The organism is Rhodopila sp., from assembly GCF_965277165.1.
Taxonomy (GTDB): domain Bacteria; phylum Pseudomonadota; class Alphaproteobacteria; order Acetobacterales; family Acetobacteraceae; genus Rhodopila.
The window spans coordinates 541,350-554,775 of the sequence record NZ_CBDICE010000006.1 but is presented as its reverse complement, the minus strand read 5'-3'; the positions used below and the strand labels follow the sequence as shown (position 1 = coordinate 554,775).

General features: G+C 66.5%; 11 protein-coding genes and 2 pseudogenes. 7 read left to right on the top strand and 6 right to left on the bottom strand.

Features of this window, described 5'->3' with window-relative positions:
• Positions 1-99: 99 nt before the first annotated feature.
• From ACQY4Y_RS14190 to ACQY4Y_RS14180, 3 genes are read right to left on the bottom strand one after another with little or no spacing between them, the layout of a single operon-like run.
• Positions 100-717 (bottom strand): ABC transporter substrate-binding protein, encoded by a 618-nt coding sequence (locus tag ACQY4Y_RS14190; RefSeq protein WP_428491254.1) that lies wholly within the window; start codon positions 715-717, stop codon positions 100-102.
• A gap of 42 nt (positions 718-759) precedes the next feature.
• Complete coding sequence (locus tag ACQY4Y_RS14185) at positions 760-1,545, bottom strand: phytanoyl-CoA dioxygenase family protein (protein ID WP_428491253.1); 786 nt, start codon at positions 1,543-1,545, stop codon at positions 760-762.
• Positions 1,542-2,333, bottom strand: a complete 792-nt coding sequence (locus ACQY4Y_RS14180; RefSeq protein WP_428491252.1) for an NTP transferase domain-containing protein — start codon at positions 2,331-2,333, stop codon at positions 1,542-1,544. The genes ACQY4Y_RS14185 and ACQY4Y_RS14180 overlap by 4 nt, the downstream gene beginning before the upstream one ends.
• A 91-nt stretch (positions 2,334-2,424) precedes the next feature.
• On the opposite strand from ACQY4Y_RS14180, the gene aepX reads away from it, so the two are divergent.
• The 4 genes from aepX to ACQY4Y_RS14160 all read left to right on the top strand — a co-directional run bounded on the left by aepX (position 2,425) and on the right by ACQY4Y_RS14160 (position 6,080).
• Positions 2,425-4,062, top strand: coding sequence for a phosphoenolpyruvate mutase (gene aepX / locus ACQY4Y_RS14175; RefSeq protein WP_428491251.1), 1,638 nt, complete (start codon positions 2,425-2,427; stop codon positions 4,060-4,062).
• 56 nt (positions 4,063-4,118) lie between these two features.
• Positions 4,119-5,276 (top strand): phosphonopyruvate decarboxylase, encoded by a 1,158-nt coding sequence (gene aepY / locus ACQY4Y_RS14170; protein ID WP_428491250.1) that lies wholly within the window; start codon positions 4,119-4,121, stop codon positions 5,274-5,276.
• A 117-nt stretch (positions 5,277-5,393) separates the two neighbouring features.
• Entirely contained in the window at positions 5,394-5,636 is a 243-nt protein-coding gene (locus ACQY4Y_RS14165) for a type II toxin-antitoxin system Phd/YefM family antitoxin (protein ID WP_428491249.1), read from the top strand.
• A 6-nt stretch (positions 5,637-5,642) separates the two neighbouring features.
• Positions 5,643-6,080, top strand: a complete 438-nt coding sequence (locus tag ACQY4Y_RS14160; protein WP_428491248.1) for a type II toxin-antitoxin system VapC family toxin — start codon at positions 5,643-5,645, stop codon at positions 6,078-6,080.
• Positions 6,081-6,253: 173 nt separating this feature from the next.
• Here ACQY4Y_RS14160 and ACQY4Y_RS14155 read toward each other — a convergent pair whose 3' ends face one another.
• Complete coding sequence (locus ACQY4Y_RS14155) at positions 6,254-7,360, bottom strand: 2-aminoethylphosphonate--pyruvate transaminase (RefSeq protein WP_428491247.1); 1,107 nt, start codon at positions 7,358-7,360, stop codon at positions 6,254-6,256.
• Between the two features lie 75 nt (positions 7,361-7,435).
• Here ACQY4Y_RS14155 and ACQY4Y_RS14150 point away from each other — a divergent pair, with 75 nt between their 5' ends.
• The 3 genes and pseudogenes from ACQY4Y_RS14150 (at position 7,436) to ACQY4Y_RS14140 (ending at position 11,681) form a co-directional block, all read left to right on the top strand.
• Entirely contained in the window at positions 7,436-8,518 is a 1,083-nt protein-coding gene (locus ACQY4Y_RS14150) for a lysylphosphatidylglycerol synthase domain-containing protein (protein WP_428491246.1), read from the top strand.
• Positions 8,515-9,114: a CDP-alcohol phosphatidyltransferase family protein gene (locus tag ACQY4Y_RS14145; RefSeq protein ID WP_428491245.1), complete on the top strand. Its 600-nt coding sequence runs from the start codon at positions 8,515-8,517 to the stop codon at positions 9,112-9,114. Before ACQY4Y_RS14150 ends, ACQY4Y_RS14145 begins: the two co-directional genes overlap by 4 nt.
• A gap of 49 nt (positions 9,115-9,163) precedes the next feature.
• Positions 9,164-11,681 (top strand): annotated as a pseudogene (locus ACQY4Y_RS14140) (MMPL family transporter).
• Positions 11,682-11,710: 29 nt separating this feature from the next.
• On the opposite strand, the gene ACQY4Y_RS14135 reads toward ACQY4Y_RS14140, so the two are convergent.
• Together ACQY4Y_RS14135 and ACQY4Y_RS14130 are read right to left on the bottom strand one after the other, a co-directional pair.
• The gene (locus tag ACQY4Y_RS14135; RefSeq protein WP_428491244.1) at positions 11,711-13,045 is read right to left on the bottom strand and encodes a mechanosensitive ion channel family protein; all 1,335 of its coding nucleotides are present in this window, start codon (positions 13,043-13,045) and stop codon (positions 11,711-11,713) included.
• Between the two features lie 67 nt (positions 13,046-13,112).
• Positions 13,113-13,394, bottom strand: a pseudogene (locus ACQY4Y_RS14130) (integrase core domain-containing protein); the annotation flags it as partial.
• Positions 13,395-13,426 lie beyond the last annotated feature (32 nt).

Here is a 13,426-nt window from a genome sequence, read left to right as displayed (position 1 = left end):
ACCGGAACCCCGCTTCGTCTCTCCGTGGGCTCCTGACCCTCCGTGCCAGGCGGTCCGTGCGAACCACCGAACCGAAGCACCGTCCGGTCGCACTTCAACTCACCCGGTCGAAAGATCAGTCGACTTGCTCTCCAGGCTCTGGGCCAGCGCCGAAGCACCACCCCGGCTCAGCACCTGGCGAAAATCCGAACGCTGCACCGCAACCCGGCTGATCACGCCGTCAGCTAGGATATCGACCACGCGCCAACCCTTCGGACCCTGACGCATCACATGGTCCAGCTCATCCTGTTCCCCGGAATCATGCACGATCCGCATCCGCACCACCTGATCGCTACCGGAGACCCGGGTATCCGGATTAACCTCGAAATGCTCATCATTCTGATCGAACGCGTTGACATACGACGCCACCGTGTAGCGGCGGAACGCCGCCGATAAACTCGCCTGCTGATCCGCCGACAACGTATCCCAGCCAAACCCAACCGACGTTTTCAGAATCGTCGCGAGGTCGAAGGTTTGGTCGATCACCGGACCCAGCATCTCGGCCCGTACCGAGAACGGCGTGCCACGTCCCGCCTTCATCACCCGAAGCAGCCCCTGGACAAGCTGTCGAATCGGCGCAACCGCCGCGCTGTCCGCGTCACCAACACGTGGAACCGCCACCAGCATCGCCCCGCTCGACGCCAGAAAATATCGCCTATGCAACAAACCCGCGATCATCAGAATCCCTGCCGATCAACCACTCAAACAACCGCATCGGCCCTAAACCCGGAACACATAGTCCTTGCCACTATCCCGCTCGATGTCCGGCGGAAACGCCGCCCGTTTATCGGCATAATAGCGATCCCGATGATCGCCGCCACTGGCCAGGTTATACGTCAGATAGAGGATCCGCCGCGGCCGATCCGTGAAGTTCGGCTTCGACGCATGTGGAGCGAAGCTGTCGAAAAACACCACATCGCCAGCCGCGGTCGGCACCGCGCGAAGCTCCAGCCCGGTTTCGTCCAACGCCTTCCATTCCTCCCCCAGCAAACCTTCAAAGTGACGCCCCGGCACCATCTCCAGGCATCCGTTTTCCAGCGTCGCCGCATCCAGCGTGACCATCGCCGTAACAAAAATCGGCGCATATCGACCCCAGCCCGCCTGCTGATCCTGGTGCGCCTTGAACCCCGGGCCACCCGGCATCTTGAAATTGATCTTGTCCTTGAACAGCACCACCGGGCCACCCATCAGCCCAGCCGTCCAGCGCGCGATCGCACCAAACCGGATCAGCCCGTCAAACCCGGCATGGAAAGGGCAAAAGTTTTCCATCCGCTGGATCACCCGGCGCCCAGGCTCCGTCAGGCTGTCCTCGTAATACACCCAATGCCGCCCCGGCAGCTCCGGCCTGGCCTGCAACTCCTCGGTCCAGCGCAACAGCTCGGCGATCTGATCGGCGCCGAAAAACCCCCGCACCACCAGATATCCGTCCCGCGCCATCCGCCCACGCTGCCCCGCCGTCGGGTCGCGATCCGCCGCGCCAGCCAAGCCGACCGCCGATACGCTCATGCCGACAATTCCGCGGCCAGGGCCCTGGCCTTTACCAGATCCTCGGGAAAATCGATCTCCGTCCATGGCAGCCCACTGATGTCCTCGAACCCGAAACGATCCGCCGCCGCGGCCCTGATCATGTCGCGAATCGGCTCCTCATATTCCATCATTCGACCACCGCCGTCGACATAAGCCTCGCTCCTGCCCGCGAGTTCCTCGGCCACCGCGGCCGACAACCGGAAGAAACCCACCGACTCGCCGTGCCAGTCGTGCGGTTCGGTCGGCCGCTTGTGAAAATCGACGATCCGGCCATCCCGAACACACAGCTTCACTGGCTCATCCCCCGGCTCGATCTCGCGGTCAAGCAACAAGCAGTCAGGCTTCCGACTGTTGACCAGACGACCCATCAGCCGAGCATCATACAGCACGTCTGCGTCCATCAGGATAACAGGTCCACCACCGCGCAATACCGCTCGCCCGGCCCAAAGCGACACCACGCTGCCTTCCCGATAGTCAGGATTCATTACAACCGAAACCGCCGGCCCGTCAGCCAACCCCGCCAACGCCGCCCGCATCCGCTCGGCACCAAATCCGATCACCACGGTAATCGCCCCGATTCCCAGCCCGCGCAGAATCGCGACATGCCGTGCCAGCAGCGACCGGCCGCCAAATTCCAGCAACGCCTTAGGCACCTCCGAAACCCCCGGCCTGGCCACCTCCAGCCCGCCCGAACCCAGCCGCCGCCCCATCCCGGCCGCAAGGATCAGCGCGCAGGTCGGCAAGTCCCCACCCAAGTCGATACTCATTCGAAATTTATCCACGGTTGTCTAATTGAGGCAATACTATTACACCGCACAGTCCTTTCGTCCGGTCAATCCGGACTCTCCGGGAGAAGACATGCCAAACGACATGAACCAGGTCGCCGCTCCCGCCGACGCCGGCCCGCTGTCCAGACCTGCCAAGCTGCGCCATTGCCTGGCCTCGCCCGACCTCGCCTTCCTGATGGAGGCCCATAGCGGCCTGTCCGCCAAGATCGTCGAGGAAGCCGGATTTCAAGGCGTCTGGGCGTCCGGCCTGTCGATCTCGGCCATGCTCGGCTTGCGAGACAATAACGAGGCGTCATGGACCCAGGCACTCGACGTGTTCGAGTTCATGGCCGACGCCACCACGCTGCCGATCCTGGTGGACGGCGATACCGGATACGGCAATTTCAACAACGTCCGCCGCCTGGTCCGCAAGCTGGGCGAACGCAGCATCGCCGGCGTCTGCCTCGAAGACAAGCTGTTCCCCAAGACCAATTCCTTCCTGGGCGAGCGCCAGCCCTTGGCGGACATCGCCGAGTTCTGCGGCCGCATCCGCGCCGGCAAGGACTCCCAGACCGACGACAGCTTCTCCATCGTCGCCCGTACCGAAGCCCTGATCTCCGGCCATTCCATGGATGAGGCCCTGCGCCGCGCCGAGGCCTATCACGCCGCCGGCGCCGACGCGATCCTGGTGCATTCCAAGCAGCCCAACGCCACCGAGATCACCGACTTCATGCAGCGCTGGGACCGCCGCTGCCCGATCGTCATCGTGCCGACGATGTACTACGCCACGCCGGCCGCAACCTTCCGCCGCGCCGGCATCTCCCTAGTGATCTGGGCCAACCACCTGGTGCGCGCCTCGATCGCGGCAATGCGCGACACCGCTTCCCACATCGCCGAAACCGAGTCGCTGCTCGAGGTCGAAGGCCGCGTCACCAGCGTGCGCGAAATCTTCCGCCTCACCGGCAACGACGAACTCGAGGAAGCGACTCGCCGCTACCTGCCCGCCACCCGCTCGATCCGAGCCATCGTGCTGGCGGCATCCCGGGGCACCGATCTCGACGCAGCCACCGCCGATCGGCCGAAATGCATGATCGATGTCCGTGGCACCCCGCTGCTGTTCCGCCTGCTCGGCACCATGGACGAATGCGGCGTCAACGACATCGCCGTGGTCCGCGGCTATCGCAAGCAGGCAATCCCCACCACCGGCATCACCGTGATCGACAACGACGCCTACGCCGACACCGGAGAGGCCGCCTCGCTGGCCTGCGCCCTGCCCCGACTAGAGGGTGAAACCGTCCTGGTCTACGGCGACGTGCTGTTCCGCCGCTACATCCTCGACCAACTGCTGGCCTCGGACGCCGACATCACCGTCGTGGTCGATTCGGCCCACACCGCGGCCGCCAATCCACGCGATCTGGTCAGTGCATCGATCCGCAACACTGGCTTCTACCACGACGACGAACCGGCGCTGCTGACCGGGATCGCCGCCGACCCGGCAACCGCCAGCGGCCAATGGATCGGCCTGATCCACCTCAGCGCCCACGGCGCCCGCCTGGTGCGTGACGAACTCGCCGCGATGGGCGAAGAAGGAGTGCTCGACAACGCCGACCTGCCCGCACTGCTGCAACGCCTGATCCGCCATCACCCGGTCGCCGTGCACTACATCACCGGCCACTGGCTCGACGTCGACAACACCGCCGACCTGGCGGAAGCGCGGAACTTCTCCTGATGCGGCGTTTCTCCTGATGCCGAGTTCCTCCGCATGACCGAGGCCGCGGCCTTCTCATGATCGACGCCGCCACCTTCCTGCGGGCCACGCAGCGCATCGGCATCGGCTTCTACACCGGCGTCCCCTGCAGCTTCCTTACCCCGCTGATCAACCGCACCGCCAGCGACCGCACGCTGTGCTACGTTGGCGCCGCCAGCGAGGGCGAGGCCGTGGCGATCGCCGCCGGCGCCTGGCTCGCCGGCCGCGAAACCGCCGTCATGTGCCAGAACTCCGGCCTCGGCAACGCCGTCAACCCGCTGACCTCGCTGAACCGCCCGTTCCGCATCCCGACCCTGCTAATCGTCACCTGGCGCGGCCAGCCAGGCCTGAACGACGAGCCGCAGCACGAACTGATGGGCCGCATCACCCAATCCCTGCTCGACGTGATCGAGATCCCGCACCAACGCTTCCCCGACGAGCCGCACGCCCTCGACCCGCTGCTGCATGACGCCCGCGCCACCATGTCGCGCACTGGCCTGCCCTTCGCCCTGGTGCTGGAAAACGGCGTTCTGCGGGACGAACCGCTCGACCAACCGCCGCGCATACTGCCCAAGCCGGGCGAGCACATCGACCTGCGACACCACGCCGAAAAAGGCTCGCGCCTCGCCACCCTGGAAGCCGTGCTCGCCGCAATCCCCGACCAGGTCCCCATCATCGTCACCACCGGTAAGACCGGCCGCGAATTGTTCACCCTGGCGGACCGCGAGCAGCACCTCTATCAGGTCGGCTCAATGGGCTGCGCCAGCCCGATGGCGCTGGGCGTTGCCATCACCACCGGCCGCCGCACCGTCGTGCTCGACGGCGACGGAGCCGCCCTTATGAAACTCGGCAGCCTCGCCACCATCGGCGCCTGCCAGCCGCCCGGACTACTGCACGTCATCCTCGACAACGGCGTGCACGATTCCACCGGCGGCCAGGCCACCGCCTCGGCATCGGTCGATTTCGCCACCATCGCCCTCGCCTGCGGCTACCGCCAGGCCTTCTCCTGCGACAACACCGCCGGCTTCACCCAAGCGTTCAAACAGGCGCTGTCAACCCAAGGCCCGGTTCTGCTGCACGTCCGCATCCTGCCGGGCTCGCTCGCCAAGCTCGGACGCCCGACCATCGCCCCGCACGAGGTCGCCCAGCGCTTCCGCTCCTTTCTGCGGCGTGATGCACAACCACCCACGACGTGACCCAGGTGGTCCGAAAAACGCCTGTTCTAGAGCGCCGCCGCGGCGCCTGGGGTCTTGCTGCTTCCCGGGTCCGTCTTATATGACTACAGTAGTCACAACCGGTTTCAAAGGCCCAGCATGCGGGAAATCCAGCTCCGGGACGCGAAGGCGAGCCTGTCGGCCGTGGTGGATGAGGCCGTGCGGGGCGAGCCTGCGATCATCACCCGGCATGGCAAACGCGAAGCCGTCGTCCTGAGTTTCAAGGAATGGGAACGGCTTTCTCAAGTGCCATCCTTCGGCCAGTTGCTGATGTCCGCGCCGATCGGTCCGGACGAGCTGCCGGAGCGCGATCGCACGCCCCTGCGCACAACAGAATTTTGACCGCCATTGTATCTGGTCGATACCGACGTCCTCTCGGCCGGGGCGCCGTCCCAGCTTGCGCCGGCCGAGCTCGTTGCCTGGATGGACGCGCATTCGGCGCTGCTCTACCTGTCGGTAGTGACGGTGGCGGAGATCGAAGACGGCATCGCCAAGCTGCGGCGCGGAGGTGTGACGCGCAAAAGCGACAGTCTGAGCGCTTGGCTGCAAGCGGTGCTGCATCTGTATAGCGACCGGATTCTCGCATTCGATACACCTACGGCGCGTATCGCTGGCGCACTGTCGGACCGAGCGCGCGGGCAAGGCGAGGCGCCTGGGTTGGGTGACATCATCATCGCGGCCACGGCAAAGCACAATGGCTTGACAGTCTTATCGCGCAACCTCCGGCATTTCGCGCCGCTGAGCGTGCCGGTGATCAATCCGTTTGCTACATTGCCACCAACATAGAGCCGGGATAGGCAGTCCTTCAGATTCTCGTCTGTCGCACAAGCGTAGGAGTTTCTTCTTGATCTGACGGTCTGGCGCCAACAGCCTCCAAAGGTCGCTACTGACACGTAACTACTTCCTGCCAGCGAACCGAAGCGATAATGGGCGCCCGCACGATCCGGCTGCGAACCAACTTAGGCCGCCGTCCATCCATTCCGATGCTCCGCCAGGAAACCATCGACCTCGGCCAGGCACCGCCTCATGTCGTCCGCCCCGACGGCGCCGATACAGCCGATGCGGAAACTCTCCACCCCAGTCAGCTTGCCAGGATAGATCACCACCCCACGCGCGTGCAGGAATTCGTAAAACGCCTGGAACCTGAACCAGCCCCCCGGCGGCACCAAAAACGTGGCGATCACCGGCGCCTGGTCCGCCGCCGCGATGTACGGACTGAACCCACGCGCCCGCATCCCCTCGACCAGCAGCTCGCAGTTGTGCCGATACCGCGCCCACCGGGCGCCGATGCCGCCCTCGGCCTCCAGTTGATCCAGCGCCGAGGCCAGCCCCGCCACCACCTGCACCGGCGGCGTGAAACGCCATTGCCCGTTCGCTTCGAAGCCCCGCCACTGCGCGAACAGGTCCAGGCTCAAGCTGGTCGAATTCCCCGCGCACCCTTGCAGGTAAGCCGCCTCGACGATCACGAAGCCGACCCCCGGCACCCCTTCCAGCCCCTTGTTGGACGAACCGACCAACGCGGTGAACGGAATCCGCCCGCCATCGATCGGCACCGCCCCAAACGAACTCATCGCATCCACCAGAAGCCGCCGCCCGGCCCGCTGCACGCAGGCGGCGATCTCAGGCAACGGATTCAGCAGCCCGCTGGTGGTCTCGCAATGGATCAACGCCACGTCGCTGATGTCGCGGTCGGCCGCCAGCGCCTCGGCCACGCGTTCCGCCGAGATCGGCTGGTCCTCCGGCGCCTCCAGCGCCACCCAGGCGCGACCCAGCCGGCCAGCGATGTCCACGATGCGGCGCCCATAGGCCCCGTTCACCAGCACCAGCAGGCGCCCATTCAAGGGCACCAGCGTCTGCACCGCCGCCTCCACCGCGAACGTGCCGCTGCCCTGCATCGGCACCGCGACATGCGTTCGCCCGACCCCCGCCAGCATCGCCAGGCGCGCCCGCACCCCCTCGCTCAGCGCGATGAAGTCAGCCTCGCGCGATCCCCAGTCGCGGCCCAGCGCCGCCCTGGTTCGGTCGGACGTGGTCAACGGACCCGGTGTCAGCAGAAGGGGTGGCATGGCGTTAAGTTGCTCCGAAATGTAATGTAGCCGACCTTATCGTCGAACCGCCGCGAATCAGAAAGAGACCCATTCATGAGGTTCGGTGCCATCATCGGCGGTCTGCTCGGCCTCGGCCTGTCGGCGTGGCTGCTGCAAAGCTACGGCCTCGCCCGAATCCTGGCTCTGCTGGCCAACGCCGGCTGGGCCGGCATGATCAGCGTGATCGCGATCCACCTGCCGCAGATTGTCGCCTCGGCGCTGGCATGGCGCGGCATCGCCGAGCAGGCCCCACGGCCAACCTTGCGGACCTTCCTGGTGCTGCGCTGGATCCGCGAGGGCGTGAACAACCTGCTGCCGGTGGCGCAGATCGGCGGTGAGTTCGTCGCCGCGCGCCTGCTGCAGCGCCACGGCATGAAGCTTGCCCCTGCGATCGCCGCAACCGTCGCCGACCTGACCATGGAAATGCTGACCCAGATCGCCTTCACCCTTCTCGGGTTGGTCCTGCTGCTGCAAACCGTGGCCGACAGCGGCATCGCCGGCTACGTGATCACCGGGCTTACCCTGGCCGCCACCCTCGCCGCCGGCTTTCTCGCCGCCCAGTGGTTCGGCCTGGCATCGGTCATCGAAACCGCCCTGCTGCGGCTCGGCCGAGCCCTCGGCTGGGCCGGAACCGCCAACGTCGAAGGCTTGCACGACGCCCTGATCGCCTGCTACCGCTCGCCCGGCCGCGTCGCCCAGGCCGCGCTGTGGCACATGATCTCCTGGCTGCTCGGCGGCGTCGAGGTGTGCCTCGCACTCCACTTCCTGGGCCACGATGTCGGCATCGTTCCGGGACTCATCATCGAAAGCCTCGGCCAGGCGCTGAAGGCCGCCGGCTTCGCCGTCCCCGGCGCACTCGGCATCCAGGAAGGAGGCTACATCATCATCGGCCAACTGTTCGGCCTCTCGCCCGAGATGGCGATCGCCCTCTCGCTGATGAAGCGCCTGCGGGAGGTCGCGCTCGGCGTCCCCGCCCTGCTCGCCTGGCCCCACGCCGAAAGGCACCCCATCGTCCGCGCGGAGGCGCGCCTCACGATCGATGCGGAGGCGCGCCCTGTCGTCGATGCCGAAGGCCGCCCCATCGTCCCCCCGCGGTCACGCCCCGTCGTCCAGCCAATGCCAAGCCTCGCCCCATGATCGGAACCTCCTGGACCCACCGGCTTGCCCGCCTGATGATCACCCCTTTCATCGGCACCGCACTGCGGCCGAACCACCTGACCACGCTCCGCCTGGCCTCCGGCATCGCCGCCTGCGCCTGCTTCGCGCTCGGAACCGGGGCTGGAATGGCCTGGGGCGGCGCCCTATGGCTGGCATCGGCGTTTCTCGACCGCGCGGACGGCGAACTCGCCCGCGTCGGCAACATGATGACCCGCGGCGGCCATATCTACGACTATTACAGCGACAACCTGGTCAACGCGCTGTTCTTCGCCTCCATTGGCATCGGTCTGCGCCACACGTGGCTCGGCCACTGGGCGATCCCGCTCGGCATCCTCACCGCCCTCGCCCTGCTGGCCTGCAACGCCTTCTCCGAGCAACTCGAGCAACGCAGCCCCTCGAACACCCGGGCCTATTCCGGCCGCTGGGGATTCGATCCCGATGACGCACTCTACCTCATGAGCCCGCTCGCCTGGCTCGGCTGGTTGACCCCCATCCTGGCGGCGGCGGCGGTCTGCACCACCACCTTGATGATCATCACCTGGGTCCGTCTGCGACGACTGCCGCTGCAGGCCTGATCGAGTGGGCTTGGGCTACCTTGCCGCCGCGTGCGGACGTCGGGCGGGAATGGCCGCGCTGCTGGCACTGCTGCTGGGCGCCGCCGGCCTGTGGATTATCCACACCCGATTGGGCGTCACCACCGACACCAACGGCCTGTTCTCCATGACCCTGCCCTGGAAGCAGCGCCAGGCCGAGTTGCAGGCTGCTTTCCCGCAAGGCGAGGACCTCCTGGTCGCCGTCATCGACGCCAAAATCCCCGAACAGGCCGACAGCACCGCCGCCCACCTCGCCGACGCCCTGCGCCGAGACACCACCCATTTCAGCCTGGTGCGCCGCCCCGACGCCTCGCCCTACCTGCAACGCAACGCCCTGCTGTTCCTCGATCCGGGCCCGCTGACCGACCTGCTGAACCAGACCATCGACGCCCAGCCGTTCCTCGGCTATCTGGCGGCCGATCCCAGCCTGCGCGGCCTGGCAAAGGCGCTGTCGCTGATCGCCGAGGCCGCACGCCGAGGCCAGGCCAGCCTGACCCCCTTCGAACCGGCTCTGCTCGCCTTCCACAACACCCTCTCCGCCGCCGACCCGGCGCCGCTGTCATGGCAAAACCTGATGGCCGGCCCGGTGGCATCGCTGGCCGGGCGCTACCGCTTCGTGCTGGCCAAACCACGGCTCAATTACGGCGCGCTGCAGCCCGGCGCGGCGGCGACCCAGGCGATCCGCGACGCCGCGGCCAAACTGCCGTTCGTGCGCGACGGCGCCGCGCGCGTGCGCATCACCGGCTCCGTCGCCCTCGACGACGACGAATTCGCCTCCGTGGCGCAAGGTGCCGCGGTCGGCCTGGCGGGCAGCCTGCTTCTGGTCACGCTGTGGCTGTTCATCGCCGTCCGCTCCTGGCGCCTGATCCTGCCGATCGTGCTGACGCTGCTGCTCGGCCTGGACCTCACCGCCGCCTTCGCCGCCCTCGCGGTCGGCACGCTCAACCTGGTCTCGGTCGCCTTCGCCGTGCTGTTCGTCGGCCTCGCCGTCGATTTCGCCATCCAGTTCACCGTACGCTTCCGCGAGGCCAGCCTGCACACGCGGCCAGCAGTCGCCGCATTGGGCCACACCGGACAGCGTAGCGGCGGCCAGATCCTGGTCGCCGCGCTCGCCACCTCCGCCGGCTTCCTGGCATTTACCCCCACATCCTTTGCCGGCGTCGCCCAGCTCGGCCTGATCGCCGGTATCGGCATGCTGCTCGCGTTCATCTGCACCCTGACCATCCTGCCGGCGCTGATCGCACTGTTCCGCCCCGCCGCCGAAGCCGCCGAGGTCGGCTTCACCTGGGCCCGCCCGATCGACGCAGCCCTGGTCCGCCACCGTTACCCGATGCTCGCCGCCGCCCTGCTGCTCACCCTGCTCGGCCTAGCCCTGCTGCCGTGGCTGCGCTTCGACAGCGACCCGCTGCACACCAAGAACCAGAACACCGAGTCGGTGCAGGACCCTCAACGACCTGATCGCCGATCCGGTCACCAGCCCCTACAGCATCGAGATCCTCGAGCCCTCGCTCGCCGCCGCCGAGTCACTCGCCCCCAAACTGCGCGCCCTGCCGACGGTGCACGGCGTGCTGACCTTGAACAGCCTGGTGCCGGACGACCAGACGCGCAAACGCCAACTGATCGCCGACGCCGCCAACATCCTGATGACCACGCTGAACGTGTCGCCCGAATCGCCTCCCGACGCAGCGGCCCTGCGTGCCGCGGTGCGCGACGCGCTTCCCGCCATCACCGCAGCCGCGGCAAAGCCCGCCGGCCGCGCCCTCAAGCCGATCGCCGAGGATCTGCAAAACCTGCGGAACGCGCCCGACCAGCGCCTGACCGAAGAAAATGCCGCCCTTACCCGCTTCCTGCCCCAGCAAATGAAGCAACTGCGCACCGCCCTGCAAGCCACCGCCCCCGTCACCCAGGCCGACATCCCCACCGACCTGGCCCGCGACTGGATCACCCCCGACGGCCGCGCCAAGCTCCAGGTGATGCCAAAGCCCCAGATCGCGCGCACCAGCGCCGGTCTGCACCGCTTCGTCGCCGAGGTCGCCGCCGTCGTCCCCGGCGCGGGCGGCGCCGCCGTCACCATCGTGCGCAGCGCCGAGACCATCGTGGCCGCCTTCCGCTTCGCCGCAATCGGCGCGCTGATCGCCATCACCATCATTCTGGCGGTCGCGCTACGCCGCCTGCGCGATACCGCCCTGGTCCTCGCGCCCCTGCTACTGTCGTCGTTGCTTACCGTGATCGTCGCGGTCGTGCTGCCCTTGCCGCTCAACTTCGCCAACATCATCGCCCTGCCGCTGCTACTGGGCGTCGGCGTGTCGTTCAACGTCTACTTCGTGATGAACTGGCGCGCCGGCCGCACCTCGCCGCTGACCTCGGCCACCGCCCGAGCGATCCTGTTCTCCGCCCTGACCACCTCCACCGCCTTCGGCTCCCTCGCGCTCTCCCGCCACCCTGGCACCGCCAGCATGGGGGACCTGCTGCTGGTCAGCCTCGGCTGCACCCTGCTCGCCACATTCCTCTTCCTGCCGGCATTGCTGGCCAGTTGCCGGCGCGGGTAACCGCGGCGAACCGGCCAAACCGAACCCATTCAGACGTTCAATCTCTGGAGGAAGTGGCGCAGCCGGGTCAGCAGAATGCCAGGCGCTTCGCCACTATCATCTGTGTGCGCCGCAGCCTCGCAACGGATCCAGGCGCTGCCTCGCCGCGCCTGTAGCTCAAGGGTCTCTGCCAGCTCGGGCCTGATCCGCATGACTGCGGCTATCGAGGCCTTGTCCAGACGGTAGGCCTTGACCGATGTCAGAGCTGTTGCCGTGAACAGCGCTGGCATGTCCGCGATCAAGGCCATGGCGGCAATGCTGTCGGCCGGTCCGGCCCGCAAGAGCACACGCGTGCCGTGGTCCTCGGTGCGTGTCACATCGACCGTGCCTCGTGCAATCAGGAAGATGGCGCCCGGCAACTCATTCTGTCTTACGAGAACCTCGCCGGTCTCGTAATGCACAGCCTCGAAGTGTTCGGCGAACAGTCCGCGCTCGTCAGCCGCGAGCGGCCCGAGCAGGTCGGACTCTGCTATCAGGTTGGCGAGCGTCGGCATCGGTGCGGCCGGCAAGGGCTTAACACGCGGCACGCCGAGGCCGATCCCAGAATGGCGCAGATGCCGATGCATGAGCGCGAACGCTTCCGTGCGCGCGGCTTCGATATCGCGACTTGTGACGACTGTGAAACGGACTTGGTAAAGGTTTCCGTCCCCCTGCAGACCGACGCAACTGACCACCGGCTCAGGTGATGGGAGCGGAATTTGACAGGCCTGCACGGCCGACTGAAGCGCGGCGATGCAGCGGCGCGGATCGACCGAAGCATCGACGCTGATTGACAGTGTAACGCTACGCGTCGATGTCGGCGCACTACGGTTTTCCAGGCGTGATTTCGCGATCAGGCTATTCGGAATGACCGCAATGCTATTGTGCAGCGTCGCGATCTGGGTGGATCGCCAACTGATCTGGGCAACCTGGCCCTCGATGCCGCCTTCCACCCACACCATGTCACCGGGTTTATAAGCGTGCTCCACCCCCATCGCGATACCGGAGAATACATCCGACAAGGTGCTCTGCAGGGCCAGGCCCAGGACGATGGCAATGATCCCTGAGGTTGCGATCAACCCTCCGATCGGCACCTGGAATACGTAGTTCACGACCGCCAGACCGGTCGCCGTATAGATCACCCCTGCGAGAAGGTCCGAGATGAACCGGGTCTCACGCGGCCGCCCCTCCATCACCACGATCAGCCGCAGTAAACCAACCGCGGCGCGGGCCGCCAACATCCACCAGCCGATTTCCAACAATTGAGCCCAGAGGCGGATGCCGACTGACAACTGGGCCGCCGATACCGTCGGCAACCCGACGGATCGCTGCAAAAGCCAGCTCATCCCCCCGAGGGTTGCCAGTCGGATGACGAGGCGTTGCCACAGAGGTCTCGCGGTATCTCGCCGTGCGTCAACAAAGGCTCCCAACAGAAGGAAAGTGGCAATCGCCAAGCTGACCCAAGGTGCGCTCATATCCATTCGTGCTGCCACAGACGTCGATCCTATTATGTTTCTTTGCCGTAGTGTTCTTGTTTCGCCAAGGAGGCAACTCGCGCCATGGCTGCTCCCCCGGCGGGGGCACCTCGTTGTCGTCCTGCCGCCGCGCCACCAGCACCGCACGCGCCTGTCGCTGCGACGTGGACACCGTCTCGTTCAGACACTTGTCCCGCAGCCGCCCGTTGAAGCTCTCGACATCCGCGTTCTGCTACCGCTTGCGCGGCGCAA

Bases quoted from the DNA above. Each gene is read 5' to 3' on its own strand.
- ACQY4Y_RS14190 (WP_428491254.1), bottom strand. From the start codon at position 717: ATGATCGCGGGTTTGTTGCATAGGCGATATTTTCTGGCGTCGAGCGGG.
- ACQY4Y_RS14185 (WP_428491253.1), bottom strand. From the start codon at position 1,545: ATGAGCGTATCGGCGGTCGGCTTGGCTGGCGCGGCGGATCGCGACCCG.
- ACQY4Y_RS14180 (WP_428491252.1), bottom strand. From the start codon at position 2,333: ATGAGTATCGACTTGGGTGGGGACTTGCCGACCTGCGCGCTGATCCTT.
- aepX (WP_428491251.1), top strand. From the start codon at position 2,425: ATGCCAAACGACATGAACCAGGTCGCCGCTCCCGCCGACGCCGGCCCG.
- aepY (WP_428491250.1), top strand. From the start codon at position 4,119: ATGATCGACGCCGCCACCTTCCTGCGGGCCACGCAGCGCATCGGCATC.
- ACQY4Y_RS14165 (WP_428491249.1), top strand. From the start codon at position 5,394: ATGCGGGAAATCCAGCTCCGGGACGCGAAGGCGAGCCTGTCGGCCGTG.
- ACQY4Y_RS14155 (WP_428491247.1), bottom strand. From the start codon at position 7,360: ATGCCACCCCTTCTGCTGACACCGGGTCCGTTGACCACGTCCGACCGA.
- ACQY4Y_RS14150 (WP_428491246.1), top strand. From the start codon at position 7,436: ATGAGGTTCGGTGCCATCATCGGCGGTCTGCTCGGCCTCGGCCTGTCG.
- ACQY4Y_RS14145 (WP_428491245.1), top strand. From the start codon at position 8,515: ATGATCGGAACCTCCTGGACCCACCGGCTTGCCCGCCTGATGATCACC.
- ACQY4Y_RS14135 (WP_428491244.1), bottom strand. From the start codon at position 13,045: ATGAGCTGGCTTTTGCAGCGATCCGTCGGGTTGCCGACGGTATCGGCG.